This is a genomic window from Acidovorax sp. Root402 (assembly GCF_001425125.1).
Lineage (GTDB): Bacteria > Pseudomonadota > Gammaproteobacteria > Burkholderiales > Burkholderiaceae_C > Acidovorax > Acidovorax delafieldii.
Window position 1 is genome coordinate 1,188,306 of record NZ_LMDQ01000014.1, and the last position, 21,297, is coordinate 1,209,602.

The following is a 21,297-nucleotide window of genomic DNA, read 5'->3' on the forward strand; positions in this document are numbered from 1 at the left end:
CAACTTGGTGCAACTACTGCCCGCGCGTTTGACCTTGGACAAAATGTCCAATCGACAAAAAAGCTAGCGCTAGTACATTCGCACACATCCCGTTATCCGCGTTTACCCTGAAACGCATTGATCGCGCTCTACACATGCTCAAACTTCCCCAACTTCGTGGGCCCACCTGGCTGCTCGCCCTGACAGCGCTGGGTAGCCTGGCAGGCTGCAGCAAGGCTGTCGTGCTCAACCCTGCCGGTGACGTCGCTGCCCAGCAGGGCCAGATGGTCATCACCGCCACGCTGCTGATGCTGATCATCATCGTGCCCGTGATCGCGCTCACCCTGCTGTTTGCCTGGAAATACCGCCAGGGCAACACCGAGGCCGAGTACGACCCGGAATGGCACCACTCCACCACGCTGGAGCTGGTGATCTGGACCGTGCCGCTGCTGATCATCATTGCGCTGGGCGCCATCACCTGGATCGGCACCCATAAGCTCGACCCCTACCGTCCCCTGGACCGCATCGACGCGCAGCGCGCCGTCTCCGCCGATGTGAAGCCGCTTGAAGTGCAGGTAGTGGCCATGGACTGGAAGTGGCTGTTCTTCTACCCCGAGCAAGGCATCGCCACCGTGAATGAAGTGGCGGCCCCGGTGGACCGCCCGATCCTGTTCAAGCTGACGGCCACGTCCACCATGAACGCGTTCTACGTGCCAGACCTGGCCGGCATGATCTACGCCATGCCAGGCATGCAGACCGAGCTGAACGCCGTGATCAACAAGCCTGGCGTGTTCAAGGGCATGTCGTCGCACTACAGCGGCGCGGGTTTCTCGGGCATGACGTTCAAGTTCCATGGCCTGAGCAACGAGGACTTTGCCCAGTGGGTGCAAAAAGCCAAGACCGAAGGCAAGCCCCTGGACAAGGGCACCTACCTGAACCTGGTCAAGCCCAGCGAACGTGATCCGGTGCAGCGCTTTGCCTCGGTGGAAGAAGGCCTGTACGACAAGGTGCTCAACCGCTGCGTCGAAGACGGAAAGATGTGCATGCACCACATGATGGCCATCGATGCCCTGGGTGGCGACGCTTACATGCGCGCTGCAGGGCTGAACCTGCCCCAGGACGTCTGCACCGTGCAAAACGCCGCCCAGGTGGTGGCCGCACTCGAAACCCGCAACGCACCGGCACCAACGACTGGCGCCAGCATCCGTCAATAAGCACTCCTATGTCCTCCGAAACCCTTTCTCCATCCCACTGGGCGCTGGGCCGCCTGAGCTGGGACGCCGTACCGATGGCGCATGAGCCCATCGTGCTGGCCACCTTCATTGCCGTGGTGTTGGGCGGTCTGGTCGTTCTGGCCGGCATCACCAAGTTCCGCCTGTGGGGCCCCCTGTGGCGCGACTGGATCTGCAGCATTGACCACAAACGCATCGGCATCATGTACATGATCCTGGGCTTGGTGATGCTGCTGCGCGGCTTTGCCGACGCCGTGATGATGCGCCTGCAGCAGGCCATGGCCTTTGGCGACAACATGGGTTACCTGCCTCCGCACCACTACGACCAGATCTTCACCGCCCACGGCGTGATCATGATCTTCTTCGTGGCGATGCCGCTGGTCACCGGCCTGATGAACTACCTGGTGCCGCTGCAGATCGGCGCGCGCGACGTGTCGTTCCCGTTCCTGAACAACTTCAGCTTCTGGATGACCACAGCCGGCGCCGTGCTGGTGATGGTGTCGCTGTTCCTGGGCGAGTTCTCCACCTCCGGCTGGCTGGCACTGTCCAACCTGGGGGCGCAGAGCCCCAGCACCGGCCTGGACTACTACATCTGGGCGCTGCAGATCGCGGGGGTGGGCACAACGCTCTCGGGCATCAACCTGATCGTGACCATCATCAAGATGCGCGCGCCGGGCATGAGCCTGATGAAGATGCCCGTGTTCACCTGGACTGCCCTTTGCACCAACGCACTGATCGTTGCGTCGTTCCCAGTGCTCACGGCCGCGCTGGTGCTGATGTCGCTGGACCGCTATGTCGGCACCAACTTCTTCACCAACGAGCTGGGCGGCAACCCCATGCTCTACGTGAACCTGATCTGGATCTGGGGCCACCCTGAGGTGTACATCCTGGTGCTGCCCGCGTTCGGTGTGTTCTCCGAAGTGGTCGCCACGTTCAGCAAAAAGCGCCTGTTCGGCTACACGTCCATGGTGTATGCCACGGTGTGTATCACCATCCTGTCGTACCTGGTGTGGCTGCACCACTTCTTCACCATGGGTTCGGGTGCCAGCGTGAACACCTTCTTCGGTATCACGACGATGATCATCTCGATCCCCACGGGCGCGAAGATCTTCAACTGGCTGTTCACCATGTACAAGGGCCGCATCCGCTTCGAGCTGCCCATGATGTGGACCGTGGCGTTCATGGTCACGTTCGCCATCGGCGGCATGACCGGCGTGCTGCTGGCCGTGCCCCCTGCCGACTTCGTGCTGCACAACAGCCTGTTCCTGATCGCCCACTTCCACAACGTGATCATCGGCGGCGTGGTGTTTGCCATGTTTGCCGGCATCAACTACTGGTACCCCAAGGCGTTTGGCTACAAGCTGGACCGCACCTGGGGCGTGCGCTCCTTCTGGCTGTGGCTGGTGGGCTTCTGGGTGGCGTTCACGCCGCTGTATGTGCTGGGCCTGATGGGTGTTACCCGTCGTGCCAACCACTTCGAAGACCAGTCGCTGCAGATCTGGTTCGTCATCGCTGCCATCGGCGCGGCCATGATTGCCGCCGGCATTGGCTGCTTCCTGATCCAGCTGGTGGTCAGCTTCCTCAAGCGCGAACAACTGCGCGACTGGACGGGCGACCCCTGGGACGGCCGCACGCTGGAATGGGCCACCTCTTCGCCTCCACCCAACTACAACTTCGCCTTCACCCCCGTGGTGCACGAGATCGACGCGTGGTGGGACATGAAGAAGCACGGATACAAGCGTCCTCTGGCGGGCTTCCAGCCCATCCACATGCCTGCCAACACTGGCGCCGGCGTGGTGATCTCAGGGCTGTCGCTGGTGTTCGGCTTTGCACTGATCTGGCACATGTGGCTGCTGGCGGGCGTCTCGTTTGCGGCCGTCGTTCTGGCCGCCATCATCCACACGTTCAACTACAAGCGTGACTTCTACATCCCGGCATCCGAAGTGATCTCCACCGAAGAAGCCCGCACACTCCAACTGGCCCGCCATGTCTGATATCCGCATCCACGCTGGCGCCGCAGCAGGCGCCCTGGCCCCGCGTGAGTACCACCTCGCGCACGAGCCCCATCCTGAAAACGGCACGGCCCTGGGTTTCTGGCTGTACCTGATGAGCGACTGTCTCATCTTTGCAGCGCTGTTCGCCACTTACGGCGTGCTGGGCCGCAGCTATGCCGCAGGCCCCACCGGCGCGCAGCTGTTCGACCTGACCCTGGTGGCCATCAATACCGCCTTTCTGCTGCTGTCGTCCATCACCTTCGGTTTTGCCATGCTGCGCAAGCAGCTGGGCGACGTGAAGGGCACGCTGCTGTGGCTGGCGGTCACGGGCGTGTTTGGCCTGTGCTTCCTGGGCCTGGAGCTGTATGAGTTCTCCCACCTGCTGCACGAGGGCGCAGGCCCGCAGCGCAGTGCCTTCCTGTCGGCGTTCTTCACGCTGGTGGGTACCCACGGCCTGCACGTCACCTTCGGCCTGATCTGGCTGGTGGTGCTGATGGTCCAGATTGGCAAGCATGGCCTGATCCCCGAGAACAACCGCCGCCTGATGTGCCTGTCCATGTTCTGGCACTTCTTGGACGTGGTCTGGATCGGCGTTTTCACCTTTGTGTACCTGATGGGGGTGCTGTAAATGAGCGCACAACACGCAACACACGCGCACGATGCGCATGGGCATGACGATCACCACCACGACGCAGGCCCCCACAGCACCTTTTCGGGCTATGTGATGGGGTTTGTGCTGTCCGTCATCCTCACGGCCATTCCCTTCTGGCTGGTGATGGCCAAGGTGATTGCGGACCGCAACACGGCTGTGCTGGTGCTGGGCGGCTTCGCCGTGATCCAGATCCTGGTGCACATGGTGTTCTTCCTGCACATGAACGGCAAGATCGAAGGCGGCTGGACGCTGCTGTCCACCATCTTCACCGTGGTGTTCGTGGCCATCGCCATCGCGGGAACCTTGTGGGTGATGTTCCACATGAACGCCAACATGATGCCCGAGCACCCCACGCCCACGCCGCCCACGCACGAGGCGCCAGGACACTCCACGCCCTGATGCCTGCAGCCCCCACCACCATGGCACTGCCGCGCCGGGGGTTGCGCCACGCAGTCCTGCTGGTGCTGGGCATGGCCCTGTTCCTGGGCTTTGTGTCGCTGGGCACCTGGCAGGTCCAGCGCCGTGCCTGGAAGCTGGACCTCATCGAAAGAGTAGACCAACGGGTGCACGCCGCACCAGCCGCACTGCCCCCTGTGGAGCAATGGTCTGACATCCGTGCCGCACAGCATGAGTACCTGCCGGTGGTCTTTCAGGGCCACTGGCTGCCCGGCAAAACGGTGCTGACGCAGGCGGTCACCGAGCTGGGCGCGGGGTTCTGGGTGATGACGGCCCTGCAACGGGATGACGGTACCCAGGTGCTGGTGAACCGGGGCTTTGTGCCCCAGGAGCAACGCGCCCAATGGCTGGAGGCCCAGCCACCCGCCGATGGTACGGCCACCGTCCAGGGGCTGTTGCGCATGCCAGAGCCGGGCGGCGGCTTTCTGCGCACCAACGACCCGGCGCAACAGCGCTGGTACTCGCGCGACGTGGCGGCCATCAGCAGCGCGCTGGGTCTGACCCGGGCGGCTCCATTTTTTGTGGACGCCGGACTTCCGGGTACCGCAGCGGCTTCTTCAGCCGCCTCCGGCTGGCCCCGCGCTGGCCTGACCGTCATCCGGTTCCACAACAGCCACCTGGTGTACGCCCTGACCTGGTATGGTCTTGCGCTCATGGTTGTCGTTGCCGGCTGGTATGTGGCACGCTATGAGCGCCGCCTGGGCGCACGGGCCACCAGCCGCCTACCGACCAACGATGAACACCCTCCCACAACGCCCTGACCCTGCGCTGGCCACTGCGCCGCGCAATGCACGTTCCGCCGACGCCGCCGCCGGGATCAAGAACCTCCAGCAACTGATCGAGCTGCGCTGGATTGCAGTGGTGGGCCAGGTGTTCACCATCGAGATGGCGCACTACAGCCTGGGCTTGAAGCTGCCGCTGCAGGAGATGCTGCTCGTGGTCGGCTGCCTGGCGGTCTTCAACGTGGTGAGCCTGCTGCGCCTGCGCACGGGCCGCGCGGTGCGCAATGTGGAGCTGTTTCTGGCGCTGCTGATCGACGTGGCGGTGCTCACGGTGCAGCTGTACCTGAGCGGTGGCACCAGCAACCCCTTCGTGTTTTTGTACCTGTTGCAGATCACGCTTGGCGCCGTGCTGCTGCGCGGTGCCTACATCTGGTCCATCGTGATCATCACCGTCCTGTGCTTTGCGGCGCTGGCAGACCACCACCTGCCACTGGCCCTGCCCCAGGATCTGCACCAGGGCCTGTCGAGCCTGTATGTGCTTGGGCTGCTGGTGTGTTTTATGCTCAACGCCACGCTGGTGATGGTGTTCATCACCCGCATCAACCGCAACCTGCGCGAGCGCGATGCCCGCCTGGCGGCCGCACGCCGGCGCCGCGTGGAAGAAGAGCACATCGTGCGCATGGGCCTGTTGGCGTCCGGCGCTGCGCACGAACTGGGCACCCCACTGTCCACCCTTGCGGTGATCCTGGGCGACTGGCAACACGACAAGCGGCTGGCCAGCAACGCCGCGCTCAAGGAAGACATTGCCGAGATGCAGACCCAGGTACAACGGTGCAAAAGCATCGTGAGCGGCATCCTGCTCTCGGCGGGTGAAACGCGCGGCGAGGCGTCGGTGCAGACCACTGTGCGCAAGTTTGTCGATGCGCTGGCACAGGAGTGGCGCAGCACCCGCACGATCCCCCAGTTTGACTACGACAACGACTTCGGCACCGACACCCCCATGGTGTCGGACACCACCCTCAAGCAAATGGTTTTCAATGTGCTGGACAATGCTCGCGACGCCTCGCCAGGCTGGGTGAGATTGGCGGTTACGCGCAATGCAGACGCCTTGTGCATGACCGTGACCGATGCCGGCCCCGGCTTTGCGCCCGACATGCTGTCCAAACTGGGTACGCCCTACCAGTCCTCCAAAAACCGCCCTGGCGGAGGGTTGGGGCTGTATCTGGTGCTGAACGTGGCCCGAACCCTGGGTGGCAGCGTGGAGGCGCGCAACCGTCCCGAAGGGGGCGCACAGGTGACCATCGAATTGCCCCTGGCCTCGATTGCGCTCCCCCCGAAGGTATGAATGAACGAAAGAACCCACCGTGGACACTGAAGAAGCGCAACGACAGCTGCTGATCGTCGAAGACGACGAAGCCTTTGCGCGCACGCTGGCCCGTTCGTTTGAACGGCGTGGCTACAGCGTGTTGCAGGCAGCGAGCCTGGCCGACGTAGAGGTGTTGCTGGAGCAGCACCAGCCCGGGTATGCGGTGGTGGACCTCAAGCTCAAGGGAGAGGCCTCAGGCCTGGCCTGTGTGCAGACACTGCACGCCGCTGACGACGAGATGCTGATCGTGGTGCTCACGGGTTTTGCCAGCATTGCCACCGCCGTGGAGGCCGTGAAACTGGGCGCGTGCCACTATCTCGCCAAGCCCTCCAACACCGACGACATTGAAGCGGCGTTTGGGCTCAAGGAAGGCAATGCCGAGGTGGAACTGACCAACCGTTCCAGTTCCATCAAGACGCTGGAATGGGAACGCATCAACGAGGTGCTGGCTGAAACAGGCTTCAACCTGTCAGAGGCCGCGCGGCGCCTGGGTATGCACCGCCGCACCCTCACACGCAAGCTCGAAAAGAAACAGGTGCGTTAGCCGCAACGGCTTTGGACTCACCCTCCCCTGTTTCGGTGCCGATCCATCTCGAGGGGCGCAATCCGCACAGCCGTCACGCGCTCCCTCGGCTCCCAAACAGCACTCAGGCAGCCTCAGGCACCGCCTTCAGCATCTGCTGCTCGAAAGCGCGCAAACGCTTGTAGATCGATATCTGTTCCACCACCGTGCTCCAGTTCAGCACCAGAAACTGGAACGACTCCAGCACCTTGTCAAAGGCCCGGGCAATCTGCTGCATCACCCCCAGGGTGATCACCCCCGCGATCAGCGTGGGGCCCAACGCCACCAGGGGCACCAGCACACTCACCTGCAGGTAGGACCACTTCACCACATCGAAGTACAGGTAGTGGAAAAACAGCCGGAAGTAATTGCGGCGCACACCCGCGAACAGCTCAGCCGCCGTGGGCGGAGAAGCCCGGTTCGGGTCGTCCTCGCCCAGCACCAGCTCCTTGCGGTACGCCGCCTCCACCCGCTGGTTGTGAAACTCCAGCCCCGGTAGCTTCACACCCACGCAGGCCAGCAGCAGCGTGCCCCCCAGTGACCAGGCCAGTGCGACCCAGACCAGGGAATGCGGAACGGCGCCGATCAAGGGCAGCGCAGTGACTTTGTCGGACAGCGTCCAGAGCACCGGCAGAAAGGCCCCGAGCGTCATGAGGCTGCGCATGAAACTCAGGCCCAGATCTTCCATCGTGCGGGCGAAACGCATGGTGTCCTCCTGCACACGCTGTGCCGCACCCTCGATGTGCCGCAGGCGTGGCCAGGCCGCCATGTAATGCTCATTCATCGCCTGCCGCCAACGAAAGATGTAGTGTTTGCTGAAAAAATCCGCCAGCACCGCCGTCGTCACATAGATCATGGCAATGCGCGCGAAGGTTGAAAGCTGTCCCCAGAACTGCTCTGCGGTGATGCTGCCAGGCTTACCCAGAGCCTCCTGTATGAGATCGTAAAAGCTGCCGAACCAGTCGTTGATCTGCACGTCCAGCTGCACACGGTAAGCCGTGGCCAGAAGAATGACGAGAGAACCCAAGATGGACCAGGCCCACCAGCGGCGGGCGAAAAAGAAGGACTTGAACATCGTAGTGCCGTGTTGGAATGGTTCTGCGAATTCTGAGTGCCACACGCAATGATCGTTCCGCAGTAAACAATGCCACTGATCGCCTGCCGCCGGGGCAGACACCGGCCAACCAGCCTTCGCACCGCGCGCAGACCCGGCGCCAGCCTCTGGCTAGCGCGGCCGGGCCCTTTGCTCCAGCCATTCCTGAGCCGCCTGCTGCCCACCCCAGCGCGACCAATCCAACGCACTCTTTCCGTGCGGGTCTTTCTGCGAAAGATCCACTCCCTGCTCATCCAGCCAACGCAGCACGGCCACCCGCCCTTTGGCTGCGGCCAGCATGGCGGGGGTCTCGCCTCGGCTGGCGGGCGCGGGTTCGGTCAGCGATTGCCCTTGCTCTTTGAGCCAATCCAGGCAAGGCACGCAGCCGCTTTGCGCGGCCATGTGCACGGGGCCCCAGTCCCAGCGGTTGCGGGCTTGCAGGCTGGCACCCGCCTGCACCAGGCGTTGCGCCACCGCCAGATGGCCGCCATAAAAGGCCCGCAGCAGGGCCGTATCGCCGCGCTCGCTGTCCTTGGCCGTCTGCCGCAGATCGGGCTCGGCCCCGGCTTGCAGCAGCGCCTCCACATGCGCCAACTGCCCCCGGTGGGCGGCCAGCATCAGCACGGAGGAGCCGGTGTCTGCCAGCAGGTTGGGGTTGGCGCCATCGCGCAGGGCCTGCGCCAGTGCGCTGGCATCGCCCGCGTTCTGAGCGTCCATCAGGCGGGCATCTGCAGGCGCCCAAATGCGCGATGAAGCCACTGCCGCAGGGGCTTGCAGTACAGCGCTGCGACCTGCCCCCCACACCGCACGCCCGCCATGGGCCCACCACACGAGCAAGCCAAAGGCCAAGAGCCATGCCCAACCACCCCAGGCTGGGCGTGAATGGGCAGCCACCTGGGGCCGCTGCGCCCCTGGCGTGAAGCGCCCCCGACGATCCAGCCACGCACGTGCCACGGCCTGGCCCACGGCCTGCGCGGCAGCCGTGCCGCTCAGCCCTGGTGTCAGCGTTTGCGAATGCCCTGATGCATCCTTGCCCAGCACCGCGTGGTAGGCCTGGGTCCCCGCCGTGAACTGCAGCTTGTGCACCAGCGACTGGCTGGACTCGCCTGGCAACGTCGCCACGCGAGACCAAACCCAAGAGCCGCGACGCACGACCAGGCCATCGTCCTGCACCCGCAGCGTCCACCGCCGGGTGGCGGCATGCAAGGCCCAGGCAGGCAGCACCAACACAGCCAACCAACCCCAAAAGCCGCTCGGCAGCACCAGGGCGCGGGGCTGGATGCGGTCGTTCACCCACCACTCCAGCGCCAGCAAAGCCAGGGCCACCGCCGCGGACCAGCGCCAAGCGGTCTGCGTGAACGCGAGGGACCAGGCATCTGGCGTCTCGGTCAAACGCACGCCAGGGGGAAGAAAGCCTGGGGATTCAGCAGACTTCCCCATGCCCGGTAGATCCAACGGCTGAGAGGCGGCATCGCGGCCCAAGACGACCTGCTCGATGGGGACTTCCTGCGTCCACTGCGCCCGCCGGTCAAAGCGGTCCGGCACCGAAGCGGCCTCAGCCCAGGACGGTGTGGCGGCCTGGACCGCCAGGTCATACGCCAGCTCCAGCGCACCATCGGCGCGCACCAGTTCCAGTCGCCAGTCCACCCGCTCGCCACCGCGCCGCGAACCATGGGTGGGGGAGTCATCAGGCAGTTCAAAACGCGCTACCAGTCGCATGCCGCCATCGCCCGTCGACTGGTGCCGCGCCGTGGCGTTCAGTACCTCCACCTGGCGCTCGGGCGAACCGGAGCTGGATTCGTCCACACGGTATTGCGCCAGCTGCATGCGCAGGTTTTCGGACCCCGCTTGCTGCACAGCCCGCGCAGGCAACACCAGCGTGATTTCGACCGATCGCCCCGCCGTGGGCCGCGATGGCAGGGCCGTCATACCAACCCCCTGGTAGCGCCAGGCCTTGCGGCTGTTCTGCCAGGCGGCAGCGACCAGGCCCACGCCGATCACCACAAAGACGCCCATGAAACCCTTGGCCCACCAGGGCCCTTTGCCGTCCGACCAGAACAAGGCGGCCACAGGGAAAGCGATGCCACACCAGAATACCGCGAAGAACCACAGCGCCCCCTGCCCCTTGGCCAGGGAATGCGTTGGCTCCAGGTCTGGCACATCGTCCTGGGGGCGCCTCAAGATGCGCAGAAACATCCATGCAGCAGCCCCCCCGACGCCGGTGAACACCAGGGCAAACGGCAGCCGAAAAATTTGCAGCCGCCAGCGGATGCTGCGGTCCAGCAGGGCTTGGGCCGGGGCCTTGGGGTTGACCCAGGCGGTGATGGATTCGCCCCGCTCCTGCGCTTGGCGCAGGGCGCGGTGCCATTGCGCCTGCCAGTCGCCGACGTTGTCGGCACTGGAGTTCGGGTCCAGCCCCACGCGCTGCGCTTCGTACGTTTGGCCCGCCACGGTGTAGCGGTACCGGGCCAGCACCTGGTAGGTGGTGCCACCCTCGCTGCCCGCGTGCTGCTTCAGTTGCACATCCAGTACCTGGGCCGGCACAGGCTGCCATGAGCGCACGGTCCAGGCTGCCAGCGCCGTTTCAGCCAAGGGCCGCAAACCTGCCCAATACCCGCCGGCACCGAACACCACCGCAAAGATGGCGCAGAAAACCAGCAAAACCCCTCGTCCCATCGTGTTGCCCATGGCTCCCTCCTTTTGTTGTTGTTATGGATGTCTTGTTATGGGCTCCAGCATAGTGACGAATGAATGACGTTTGTGTGACACCCAAGGTGGGCCAAAAAAAAGCGGCCCCTGAGGGCCGCTTCTGTTGCGCAAAAAACGCGAGGATCAGGCGGTGACGCCCTTGGCGGTTTCTGCGTACTCTTCGATCTGGTCGAAGTTCAGGTACTTGTAGATCGAAGCGCCGTCCTTGTTCACGATACCCATGGCTTCGTGGTATTCAGCCACCGTCGGGATCTTGCCCAGCTTGGACGCGATGGCGGCCAGCTCGGCGGAGGCTAGGAACACGTTGGTGTTCTTGCCCAGGCGGTTGGGGAAGTTGCGGGTGGAGGTGGACACCACCGTAGCGCCTTCGCGCACCTGCGCCTGGTTGCCCATGCACAGCGAGCAGCCGGGCATTTCGGTACGGGCGCCGGCAGCACCAAAGTTGGCGTAATGGCCTTCCTTGATCAGTTCGCTCTCGTCCATCTTGGTGGGCGGTGCCACCCACAGCTTGACGGGGATGTCAAGGCTACCGCCGAGCAGCTTGGCGGCCGCGCGGAAGTGGCCGATGTTGGTCATGCAAGAGCCGATGAAGGCTTCATCGATCTTGGTGCCGGCCACTTCCGACAGGGTTTTGGCGTCGTCCGGATCGTTGGGGCAGCACAGGATGGGTTCCTTGATGTCGGCCAGATCGATCTCGATGACGGCTGCGTATTCGGCATCCTTGTCGGCTTCGAGCAGGTTGGGGTTGGCCAGCCAGGCTTCGACCTTCTCTATGCGGCGCTGCAGCGTGCGGGCATCGGCATAGCCGTCAGCGATCATGTTCTTCATCAGCACCACGTTGCTGGTGAGGTATTCCTTGACCGGCTCAGGGTTGAGCTTGATGGTGCAACCGGCGGCGGAACGCTCTGCCGAAGCGTCCGACAGCTCAAACGCTTGCTCGACCTTCAGGTTGGGCAGGCCTTCGATTTCCAAAATGCGGCCCGAGAAGATGTTCTTTTTGCCCGCCTTGGCCACCGTCAGCAGACCAGCCTTGATCGCGTACAGCGGAATCGCGTGCACCAGGTCGCGCAGCGTCACGCCCGGCTGCATTTCGCCCTTGAAGCGCACCAGCACCGACTCGGGCATGTCCAGAGGCATCACGCCCGTAGCAGCGCCGAAAGCCACCAGGCCAGAGCCTGCGGGGAACGAAATACCGATGGGGAAACGCGTGTGTGAATCGCCGCCCGTACCCACGGTGTCAGGCAGCAGCAGGCGGTTGAGCCAGCTGTGGATCACGCCGTCGCCAGGACGCAGGGCCACGCCACCACGGTTGCTGATGAACGCAGGCAGTTCGCGGTGGGTCTTCACGTCCACGGGCTTGGGGTAGGCCGCCGTGTGGCAGAACGACTGCATGACCAGGTCGGCAGAGAAGCCCAGGCAAGCCAGGTCTTTCAGCTCGTCGCGGGTCATCGGACCGGTGGTGTCTTGCGAGCCTACGGTCGTCATCTTGGGTTCGCAGTAAGTACCGGGGCGCACGCCCTGGCCTTCTGGCAGACCCACGGCGCGGCCAACCATCTTCTGAGCGAGGGTGAAGCCGGCCTTCGATGCGGCAGGTGCTTGGGGCAGGCGGAACAGCGTGGAGGCTGGCAGGCCCAGGAACTCGCGCGCCTTGGCCGTCAGCGAACGGCCAATGATGAGGTTGATACGGCCGCCCGCACGCACTTCGTCAAACAGCACATCGCTCTTGAGCTTGAACTCGGCCACGGTGGCGCCGTTCTTCACGATCCTGCCGTCGTAGGGCAGGATGTCGACCACGTCGCCCATTTCGAGCTTGGACACATCGACTTCGATCGGCAGCGAGCCCGAGTCCTCCTGCGTGTTGAAGAAGATGGGAGCGATCTTGCCGCCCAGGGTCACGCCGCCAAAACGCTTGTTAGGCACAAATGGGATGTCCTGGCCCGTGGCCCAGATCACGCTGTTGGTGGCAGACTTGCGGCTGGAACCGGTGCCCACCACGTCGCCCACGTAGGCCACGAGGTTGCCCTTCTTCTTGAGGTCTTCGATGAACTGCATCGGACCACGCTTGCCGTCTTCTTCGGGCTTGAACGCCGCATCAGGGCGGGTGTTCTTCAGCATGGCCAGGTAGTGCAGCGGGATGTCTGGGCGGCTCCAGGCATCCGGTGCGGGCGACAGGTCGTCAGTGTTGGTCTCACCGGGCACCTTGAACACCGTGACGGTAATCTTCTTCTCGACCTCAGGACGGGTGGTGAACCACTCGGCATCGGCCCAGCTCTTGATGACTTCCTGCGCCTTGGCGTTGCCTGCCTTGGCTTTCACAGCGACGTCATTGAAGAAGTCGAACATCAGCAGCGTCTTCTTCAGACCCTCTGCGGCCACACCTGCCACTTCGGCATCGTCCAGCAACTCGATCAGCGGGTGCACGTTGTAGCCACCCACCATGGTGCCCAGCAGTTCCGTGGCCTTGGCCTTGGAGATCAGACCCACGGTGATGTCGCCGTGCGCCACGGCAGCCAGGAAGCTGGCCTTGACCTTGGCAGCGTCGTCCACGCCAGGCGGCACGCGATGGGTGAGCAGGTCCAGCAAAAAGGCCTCTTCACCAGCGGGTGGGTTCTTGATCAATTCGATCAGCTCAGCCACCTGCTTGGCGTCCAGGGGCAGAGGGGGGATACCCAGTGCGGCGCGTTCGGCAGCATGGTCTCGGTAGGCTTTCAACATTGTTTTCTCCAGTTGCGTTCTAAAGTGGGGCGTAGCGTGTAGCGTTCGGCTCGGCACACACCAGTCGTTGATGGGTGCGCGCGGTTTTTTATTTGGTGGCGGGCAGCGGGTCCAGCACGCTCACAGGCGGGTTCTTCTTGATGGCTTCTGCCACCACCACCTGCTCAGGGCTCATGCACTCGTCAGCCAGACGCTGACCAGCGCGCTGGTTCATCAGCATGGATTTGTTAGCGATCTGCAGCCACACGGCACCACCCTTGGCGTCCTCCAGGCGCACCGTGCCCGTGGTCGTCGCGACCGGCGACATGTAGTACTTGAAACCCTTGCCTTCCACATGGAAGTGGCCTGGGGTGGCGGGATCGGCTGTCACAGTGACAAAAGCACCGAGCTCACAGGGCATGCGCCCAACGTGCACGCGCTCTGCAATCGCCAGTTCGGCGGGCGACAGGGCTGCTTCAGCGGCGATGATGCCGGCCGCCACCTGGTTGGTGGCGCTCTTGAGCTGGGTACGGCTGCTGGTGGGTTCGGCCTTGGCAGTGGCATGGCTCTTGGCGGGAGCCTTGGCTGCGGTCTTGCCCTCTGCTGGCTTGGCGGCCGTCTTAGCGGTTGGCTTGGCAGCGGGTTTGGCTGCAGCCTTGGTGTCGGACTTGGCCGCTGGCTGGGCTGTTGTTTGTGCCAAGGCAAAGGCCGGAGCCAGCAACATGAGAGCGGAGGCAATGACGAATTTCATGGGAAGTCCTGCGTGGAAATGTCCAGGGGTGTTCACGATGGAACGAGAGTCGATGCGTCAAACCAGTGACGCACCGCCAAGGGTAGTGCGCGCCCAGTGCTGTGGGCGCGCTCCAGAATCTGCCAATAAAAGCGGTAGCTGGCACGGTCATGCAATACCCCATCCACACTGATGGGTGCCCAGTCCTCCAAGGCTGCCGCCGAAATGATCCGGGCTGCGGTGTCGATATCGTCCTGCAGGGGCGCAAAGGCCTGCAGGATGGTGCGGATCTGCGCCGGATGGATGCTCCACATCCGTGTGTAGCCCAGCTCGCGCGATGCGCGGCCGGCAGCACCTTGTAGGGCTGCCATGTCCGAAAACTCAGTCACCACGCAATGGGAAGGCACCTTGCCATGCGCGTGGCACGCCGAGGCGATTTCGAGCTTGGCACGCACCACCAGCGGGTGCGTGAACTGCCCGGCAGAGGTCATGGCCTGTGCGGGAATGGCGCCTCCATGGGCGGACACAAAATCCATGAGGCCAAAACTCAGGCTCTGGACGCGGGGATGGGAAGCGATTTCAAAAGCGCGCTGCACGGCAGCGGGGGACTCGATCAACACATGCAGAGGCACATGAGCCGCCGACGCGCGCTCCAACGCACGTTCAGCCAACAGCACATCATCCACCGACTCGACCTTGGGCACCATGAGATGGCACAGCCTGTGTCCTGCCTCGCCCGCAATCGTGGCGACATCATTGACAAAAGCGGGGTGATCCACCGCATGAACACGAGCCGCTACCCGAGCCCCTGGAGCCGCAGCGGCTGCCATACGTGCCACCAGCGACGCATGCTGGGACTCCAGCCCGACAGGCGCACCATCTTCACAATCGAGAGTGACATCAAAGACGCAGGTGCCAAATTCCTGCGTCATCTCTGCCTGCAATTGCAGGCTTTTGCGCATGCGCACTTCCACGCCGCTGTAGTGGTCGCAGACTGGCAGAAAACCAGTCTGCGCCTGGGCGCCGAGCAACACATCGCGCGGATGGACGGACGCAGCGCCCGGCCCCGATACAGAGGCTTGGACGGCCCGAAGGCCCGATGCCAAAGGCGTCGGCTGCATCGCGTCGTTTACCAGCTTGATTACAGCAGGTGCTTGACGCCGTCTTGCTCGCCTTGCAGTTCGGCCAGCGTGATGTTGATACGCTCTTGCGAGAACGCGTCGATGTCCAGACCTTCAACGATCTTGTACTCGCCGTTTTCGCAGGTCACGGGGAAACCAAACATCGTGTCCTTGGGAATGCCGTATTCGCCGTTGGATGGAACACCCATCGTGACCCACTTGCCGTTGGTGCCCAGGGCCCAGTCGCGCATGTGGTCAATGGCAGCATTGGCTGCAGACGCTGCCGACGACAGGCCACGGGCTTCGATGATGGCTGCGCCACGCTTGCCCACCGTGGGCAAGAACGTGTTGGCGTTCCATTCCTGGTCGTTGATCATCTTGGCCACACTTTCGCCCTTGATGGTGGCAAAACGGTAGTCGGCGTACATCGTGGGCGAGTGGTTACCCCACACGGTCAGCTTCTCGATGTCAGCCACGGCCTTGCCGGTCTTGGCAGCGATCTGGCTGGCAGCACGGTTGTGGTCCAGGCGCAGCATGGCGGTGAAGTTCTTGCGTGGCAGGTCGGGGGCCGACTTCATGGCGATGTAGGCGTTGGTGTTGGCAGGGTTGCCCACCACCAGCACCTTCACGTCACGCGAAGCCACGGCATTCAGGGCCTTGCCTTGTGCCGTGAAGATGGCGCCGTTGACGGCCAGCAGCTCGGCACGCTCCATGCCAGGGCCACGTGGGCGCGAGCCGACCAGCAGTGCGTAGTCGGCATCCTTGAAGGCCGTCATGGGATCGCTGTGGGCGGTCATTTCGACGAGCAGCGGGAAGGCGCAGTCGTCCAGCTCCATCATCACGCCCTTGAGCGCCTTTTGAGGGCCTTCGACAGGGACTTCGAGCAATTGCAGAATGACCGGCTGGTCCTTGCCCAGCATTTCGCCGGAGGCGATACGGAACAGCAGTGCGTAACCGATTTGACCGGCGGCGCCGGTGACAGCAACGCGAACGGGCTTCTTGCTCATGGTGAAAACTCCAGGAAGTGAGGAAAACAGGTGTGAGTGCAACGCAAGCACCAGCGCCTGTCACCAGTAGCCCGTGCCCCGCAAAACAGCATTGGAGTTTACCCCTGATTGGACACCCCGGTCAATTTGTCTTATGTCTTATATAAGATATGATTGCACCCCGTTTGTCGTTCGATTGTCATGTGGCAACCGCACTGCCGCACCACAACACACGCACAACTTACAGATCCCACACCATGTCATCGCTTCCGTTCGCAGCAGACAGCCCCGCGCCCCCGCAGAGCGCAGCGGGAGCCGCCACGCCAGCGTTCAGCCCGCTGTACCAACAGATCAAGGGGCTGATCCTGCAAAGCCTGCAGCAGGGCGAATGGAAGCCTGGCGAGGCCATTCCGAGCGAAATGGAGCTGGCTGCACGTTTTCGCGTCAGCCAGGGCACCGTACGCAAGGCGATTGACGAACTGGCCGCAGAGAACCTGGTGATGCGCCGGCAGGGCAAAGGCACTTTTGTCGCCACCCACGCCGAGCAGCATGTGCAGTACCGATTTCTCAAGCTACTGCCCGACACCGGAGACGCCCGCGTGGAAGGCCCTGCGCAGCGCCGCGTGATCGATTGCCGCCGCGTGCGGGCCAACGCCGATGTGGCCCGCGCACTGGCGCTGCGCAGCGGCGATGCCGTCATGCAGGCAAGGCGCATCCTGTCGTTTGCAGGAGTGCCCACCATTTTGGAAGACATCTGGCTGCCCGGACAAGCATTCAAAGGCCTCACCGCCGAGCAGCTCGCCAACTACCAGGGACCGACCTACGCCATGTTCGAACTCGACTTTGGCGTGCGCATGGTGCGTGCCGAAGAAAAAATCCGCGCCGTGCTGCCCGACGAGGAACAAGCCCAACTGCTGCAAATCACACCCGTGACACCGCTGCTGAGCGTCGAGCGCATTGCCTACACCTACAACGATGTTCCCATGGAGTTACGCCGCGGGCTGTATCGCACCGATACCCACCACTACCGTAATGAATTGAGCTGACAGCAGGCTGGCACCCGAGCATTAACGTCGAAAATTTCAAGCCCGGCTAAACCCTTGTGTTGCGTTGCAATAGAATTTTGCGTTCTTTGCATCTTCAAATTACAAAGCAGTTACATCCACGAAAGCACCAGAAATGACAGAACTAGCCAAAAAACGGCCTGAATTCCGCAACATCAATGCCTTCAAGGACTTGACGACCTACCGCATGACACCTGCCGCGTGGGTTTCGATCTTGCACCGCGCCAGCGGACTGATCATGTTCCTGCTGCTGCCTTTCATCATCTGGATGTTCGACACCTCGGTGTCTTCCGAAATCTCGTTCGCCAAATTCTCGGCGGCCTTCAATATCGGCATCGGTTTTGTGCCTGGCTGGTTCATCAAGCTGGTCGCTCTGGCCCTGATCTGGGCCTACCTGCACCACTTCACTGCCGGCCTGCGCCACCTGTGGATGGACGTGAGCCACAGCGCCGTGAACAAGCAATTTGGCAAGAGCTCTGCTCTGACCGTTCTGGTCATCAGCATTGGGCTGGCCCTGGTGCTGGGCGCCAAGCTTTTCGGCCTGTACTGATCAACCCACAAAAACGGCGGTCGCTGCCAGCCAGCGCCTGTTGAAGAACGAGAGGAAATTTCCATGTCCGTCAATTACGGTTCCAAGCGCGTCGTCGTCGGCGCCCACTATGGCCTGCGCGACTGGCTCAGCCAGCGTGTCACGGCAGTCCTGATGGCGCTGTTCACCCTGGCCCTGCTGGCCCAGGTCATCTTCTCCAAAGGCCCCATCGGCTACGACAAATGGGCGGGCATTTTCTCGGCCCAATGGATGAAGGTGCTGACCTTCTCCGTGATCGTCGCGATTGCCTGGCATGCGTGGGTCGGCCTGCGCGAAGTCCTGATGGACTACATCAAGCCCGTGGGCCTGCGTCTGGCACTGCAAGTGTTCAGCATTGTCTGGCTGGTCAGCTGCGCCGGCTGGGGCATCCAGGTTCTGTGGCGTCTCTGATTCCCGCGATTGAAGGTACACAATGAGCTACACACAAGCCAACATCACCAAGCGCAAGTTCGACGTCATCATCATCGGAGCCGGCGGCTCCGGCATGCGGGCATCCCTGCAACTGGCCCGCGCGGGCCTGAACGTTGCGGTTCTCTCCAAGGTATTCCCCACCCGTTCGCACACCGTCGCTGCCCAAGGCGGCATCGGCGCTTCGCTGGGCAACATGTCCGAGGACAACTGGCATTACCACTTCTACGACACCATCAAGGGCTCCGACTGGCTCGGCGACCAGGATGCGATCGAGTTCATGTGCCGCGAAGCCCCCAAGGTCGTGTACGACCTGGAACACATGGGCATGCCCTTTGACCGCAACACCGACGGCACGATCTACCAGCGCCCCTTCGGCGGCCACACCGCCAACTACGGTGAAAAGCCCGTGCAACGCGCTTGCGCTGCAGCCGACCGCACCGGTCACGCCATGCTGCACACGCTGTATCAGCAAAACGTCAAGGCCCGCACCAACTTCTTCGTGGAGTGGATGGCCCTGGACCTGATCCGCGACGCCGACGGCGACGTGGTGGGCGTGACCGCGCTGGAGATGGAAACCGGCGATCTGCACATTCTTGAAGCCAAGACCACGCTGCTGGCCACCGGTGGCGCAGGCCGCATTTTTGCCGCCTCGACCAACGCCTTCATCAACACCGGTGACGGCCTGGGCATGGCTGCACGCGCCGGCATTCCGCTGGAAGACATGGAGTTCTGGCAGTTCCACCCCACCGGCGTGGCCGGCGCGGGCGTGCTGTTGACCGAAGGCTGCCGCGGTGAAGGCGCAATTTTGCTCAATAGCAATGGCGAGCGCTTCATGGAGCGCTATGCGCCCACCTTGAAGGACCTGGCACCGCGCGACTTCGTGTCCCGCTCGATGGACCAGGAAATCAAGGAAGGCCGTGGCTGTGGTCCCAACAAGGACTACGTGCTGCTCAAGCTGGACCACCTGGGCGCAGAAACCATCCACAAGCGCCTGCCCTCGGTGTACGAAATCGGCGTCAACTTCGCCAACGTGGACATCACCAAGGAGCCGATCCCTGTGGTGCCCACCATCCACTACCAGATGGGCGGCATCCCCACCAACATCAATGGTCAGGTGGTGGTGCAGCAAGGCGGCAATGACAACCTCGTGGTCAACGGCCTGTACGCGGTGGGCGAATGCTCTTGCGTATCGGTGCACGGCGCCAACCGCCTGGGCACCAACTCGCTGCTGGACTTGCTGGTGTTCGGCCGCGCAGCTGGCAACCACATTGTCGAGTTCAACGACAAGAACAAGAACCACAAGCCCCTGCCCAAGGATGCGGCCGACCGCACCCTGGAGCGCCTCAACCGCCTGCAAGGCGCCAGCAGCGGCGAATATGCCCAGGACGTGGCCAACGACATCCGCGCCAGCATGCAACTGCACGCCGGTGTGTTCCGCACGCAAGCGAGCATGGACGAAGGCGTCAAGAAGATCGCCGAGCTGCGCAACCGTGTGAATAGCGTGGGCCTGAAGGACCACTCCAAGGTGTTCAACACCGCGCGCATCGAAGCGCTGGAAGTCGAGAACCTGATCGAAGCTGCGCAAGCCACGATGGTGTCTGCTGCTGCCCGCAAGGAATGCCGTGGTGCCCACACCGTGAGCGACTACGAGCGCCCCGCAGACGACCCAGTGGCACCACTGGGCCGCGACGATGCCAACTGGATGAAACACACCCTGTGGCACAGCGAGAGCAACAGCCTGACCTACAAGCCCGTCAAACTCAAACCCCTGACCGTGGACTCAGTTCCGCCCAAGGTTCGCACGTTCTAAACGGATACAGGAGCACCCACCATGGCAAAACGCACCTTCCAAATCTACCGCTACGATCCTGACAAGGACGCCAAGCCCTACATGCAGACCGTCGAAGTCGAACTCGACGGCAGCGAACGCATGCTGCTGGACGCCCTGATGAAGCTCAAGGCGCAAGACCCCACCCTGTCGTTCCGTCGCTCCTGCCGCGAAGGTGTTTGTGGCTCGGACGCCATGAACATCAACGGCAAGAACGGCCTGGCCTGCCTGACCAACATGAACACGCTGCCCGGCACCGTGGTACTGAAGCCCCTGCCCGGCCTGCCAGTCATCCGCGACCTGATCGTGGACATGACGCAGTTCTTCAAGCAGTACAACTCCATCAAGCCGTACCTCGTCAACGACAACGTGCCGCCCGAAACCGAGCGCCTCCAGTCGCCTGAAGAGCGCGAAGAGCTGAACGGCCTGTACGAGTGCATTTTGTGCGCCAGCTGCTCCACCAGCTGCCCCAGTTTCTGGTGGAACCCCGACAAGTTCGTGGGCCCCGCTGGCCTGCTGCAGGCCTACCGCTTCATCGCCGACAGCCGCGACGAAGCCACCACGGAGCGCCTGGACAACCTGGAAGACCCGTACCGCCTGTTCCGCTGCCACACCATCATGAACTGCGTGGACGTGTGCCCCAAGGGTCTGAACCCCACCCGGGCCATCGGCAAGATCAAGGAATTGATGGTGCGCCGCGCCATCTGAGCGCGGCCCGTTCATCGTCCTACACACCGGTCCATGCAAACGCTGTCCACCCCATCCATCGCGCCAGAGGCGGCTTCGCCGCTGCTGGACGAACGCGAGCTGAGCAAGCTGCACTGGCGCTGCCGGCGCGGCTTGCTGGAGAACGACTTGTTCATCGAGAAGTTCTTCCACCGCTTCGAATCGACGCTGACGAGGCGCCACGCCCAGGGCCTCAACGCGCTGATGGATCTGGCGGACAACGACCTGCTGGACCTGCTGCTGCGGCGGCGAGAGCCCTCGGGCGAACAAGACACACAAGAAGCGCGTGAAGTGCTCGGCATGCTGAGACAAAGCGGTGGCGCCACGGCAGTGCATGCCTGACACCCAGCCCTCGCACCAAGACCGGATTCGTATCGGCAACC

General features: G+C 63.0%; 19 protein-coding genes. 13 read left to right on the top strand and 6 right to left on the bottom strand.

Annotated features, from left to right (window positions below):
• The first annotated feature begins 134 nt into the window (after positions 1–134).
• Genes cyoA through ASC83_RS16680 form a run of 7 tightly spaced genes read left to right on the top strand, consistent with a single transcriptional unit; the run spans position 135 to position 6,945 of the window.
• A complete protein-coding gene (cyoA, locus tag ASC83_RS16650) occupies positions 135–1,193 on the top strand; it encodes a ubiquinol oxidase subunit II (RefSeq protein WP_056064856.1) in 1,059 nt (352 codons plus the stop codon).
• Positions 1,194–1,201: 8 nt separating this feature from the next.
• On the top strand, positions 1,202–3,205 hold the full coding sequence (gene cyoB, locus ASC83_RS16655) for a cytochrome o ubiquinol oxidase subunit I (protein WP_056064859.1): 2,004 nt from the start codon (positions 1,202–1,204) through the stop codon (positions 3,203–3,205).
• On the top strand, positions 3,198–3,833 hold the full coding sequence (gene cyoC, locus ASC83_RS16660; protein WP_015015041.1) for a cytochrome o ubiquinol oxidase subunit III: 636 nt from the start codon (positions 3,198–3,200) through the stop codon (positions 3,831–3,833). The genes cyoB and cyoC overlap by 8 nt, the downstream gene beginning before the upstream one ends.
• A complete protein-coding gene (cyoD, locus tag ASC83_RS16665) occupies positions 3,834–4,256 on the top strand; it encodes a cytochrome o ubiquinol oxidase subunit IV (protein ID WP_056064862.1) in 423 nt (140 codons plus the stop codon).
• A complete protein-coding gene (locus ASC83_RS16670) occupies positions 4,256–5,074 on the top strand; it encodes an SURF1 family protein (protein ID WP_056064865.1) in 819 nt (272 codons plus the stop codon). The genes cyoD and ASC83_RS16670 overlap by 1 nt, the downstream gene beginning before the upstream one ends.
• On the top strand, positions 5,049–6,380 hold the full coding sequence (locus ASC83_RS16675) for an ATP-binding protein (RefSeq protein ID WP_056064868.1): 1,332 nt from the start codon (positions 5,049–5,051) through the stop codon (positions 6,378–6,380). The genes ASC83_RS16670 and ASC83_RS16675 overlap by 26 nt, the downstream gene beginning before the upstream one ends.
• Positions 6,381–6,399: 19 nt before the next feature.
• On the top strand, positions 6,400–6,945 hold the full coding sequence (locus tag ASC83_RS16680; RefSeq protein WP_056064872.1) for a response regulator transcription factor: 546 nt from the start codon (positions 6,400–6,402) through the stop codon (positions 6,943–6,945).
• A gap of 103 nt (positions 6,946–7,048) precedes the next feature.
• Here ASC83_RS16680 and sbmA read toward each other — a convergent pair whose 3' ends face one another.
• The 6 genes from sbmA to ASC83_RS16710 form a co-directional block, all read right to left on the bottom strand.
• Positions 7,049–8,038 carry a peptide antibiotic transporter SbmA gene (sbmA, locus tag ASC83_RS16685; protein WP_056064875.1) on the bottom strand — a complete coding sequence of 330 codons (990 nt, stop codon included), beginning with the start codon at positions 8,036–8,038 and terminating at the stop codon, positions 7,049–7,051.
• 150 nt (positions 8,039–8,188) lie between these two features.
• Positions 8,189–10,744 (bottom strand): ankyrin repeat domain-containing protein, encoded by a 2,556-nt coding sequence (locus ASC83_RS16690; protein WP_056064878.1) that lies wholly within the window; start codon positions 10,742–10,744, stop codon positions 8,189–8,191.
• 144 nt (positions 10,745–10,888) lie between these two features.
• Positions 10,889–13,480: a bifunctional aconitate hydratase 2/2-methylisocitrate dehydratase gene (gene acnB / locus ASC83_RS16695; protein WP_056064880.1), complete on the bottom strand. Its 2,592-nt coding sequence runs from the start codon at positions 13,478–13,480 to the stop codon at positions 10,889–10,891.
• Between the two features lie 88 nt (positions 13,481–13,568).
• Positions 13,569–14,210 (bottom strand): hypothetical protein, encoded by a 642-nt coding sequence (locus ASC83_RS16700; protein WP_056064883.1) that lies wholly within the window; start codon positions 14,208–14,210, stop codon positions 13,569–13,571.
• 32 nt (positions 14,211–14,242) lie between these two features.
• Positions 14,243–15,310: a CoA ester lyase gene (locus ASC83_RS16705; protein ID WP_056064885.1), complete on the bottom strand. Its 1,068-nt coding sequence runs from the start codon at positions 15,308–15,310 to the stop codon at positions 14,243–14,245.
• 20 nt (positions 15,311–15,330) lie between these two features.
• On the bottom strand, positions 15,331–16,317 hold the full coding sequence (locus ASC83_RS16710; RefSeq protein WP_056064888.1) for a malate dehydrogenase: 987 nt from the start codon (positions 16,315–16,317) through the stop codon (positions 15,331–15,333).
• Between the two features lie 236 nt (positions 16,318–16,553).
• Between ASC83_RS16710 and ASC83_RS16715 the strand changes: the two genes are divergently transcribed.
• The 6 genes from ASC83_RS16715 (at position 16,554) to ASC83_RS16740 (ending at position 21,256) form a co-directional block, all read left to right on the top strand.
• Positions 16,554–17,342, top strand: a complete 789-nt coding sequence (locus ASC83_RS16715) for a GntR family transcriptional regulator (RefSeq protein ID WP_056064891.1) — start codon at positions 16,554–16,556, stop codon at positions 17,340–17,342.
• Positions 17,343–17,475: 133 nt separating this feature from the next.
• Complete coding sequence (sdhC, locus tag ASC83_RS16720; protein WP_056064896.1) at positions 17,476–17,910, top strand: succinate dehydrogenase, cytochrome b556 subunit; 435 nt, start codon at positions 17,476–17,478, stop codon at positions 17,908–17,910.
• 63 nt (positions 17,911–17,973) lie between these two features.
• Positions 17,974–18,339 (top strand): succinate dehydrogenase, hydrophobic membrane anchor protein, encoded by a 366-nt coding sequence (sdhD, locus tag ASC83_RS16725; protein ID WP_015015055.1) that lies wholly within the window; start codon positions 17,974–17,976, stop codon positions 18,337–18,339.
• A 22-nt stretch (positions 18,340–18,361) separates the two neighbouring features.
• A complete protein-coding gene (gene sdhA / locus ASC83_RS16730) occupies positions 18,362–20,170 on the top strand; it encodes a succinate dehydrogenase flavoprotein subunit (RefSeq protein ID WP_008906046.1) in 1,809 nt (602 codons plus the stop codon).
• A 21-nt stretch (positions 20,171–20,191) separates the two neighbouring features.
• Positions 20,192–20,896: a succinate dehydrogenase iron-sulfur subunit gene (locus ASC83_RS16735; protein WP_015015057.1), complete on the top strand. Its 705-nt coding sequence runs from the start codon at positions 20,192–20,194 to the stop codon at positions 20,894–20,896.
• Between the two features lie 33 nt (positions 20,897–20,929).
• Entirely contained in the window at positions 20,930–21,256 is a 327-nt protein-coding gene (locus tag ASC83_RS16740) for a succinate dehydrogenase assembly factor 2 (protein ID WP_056064900.1), read from the top strand.
• Positions 21,257–21,297 lie beyond the last annotated feature (41 nt).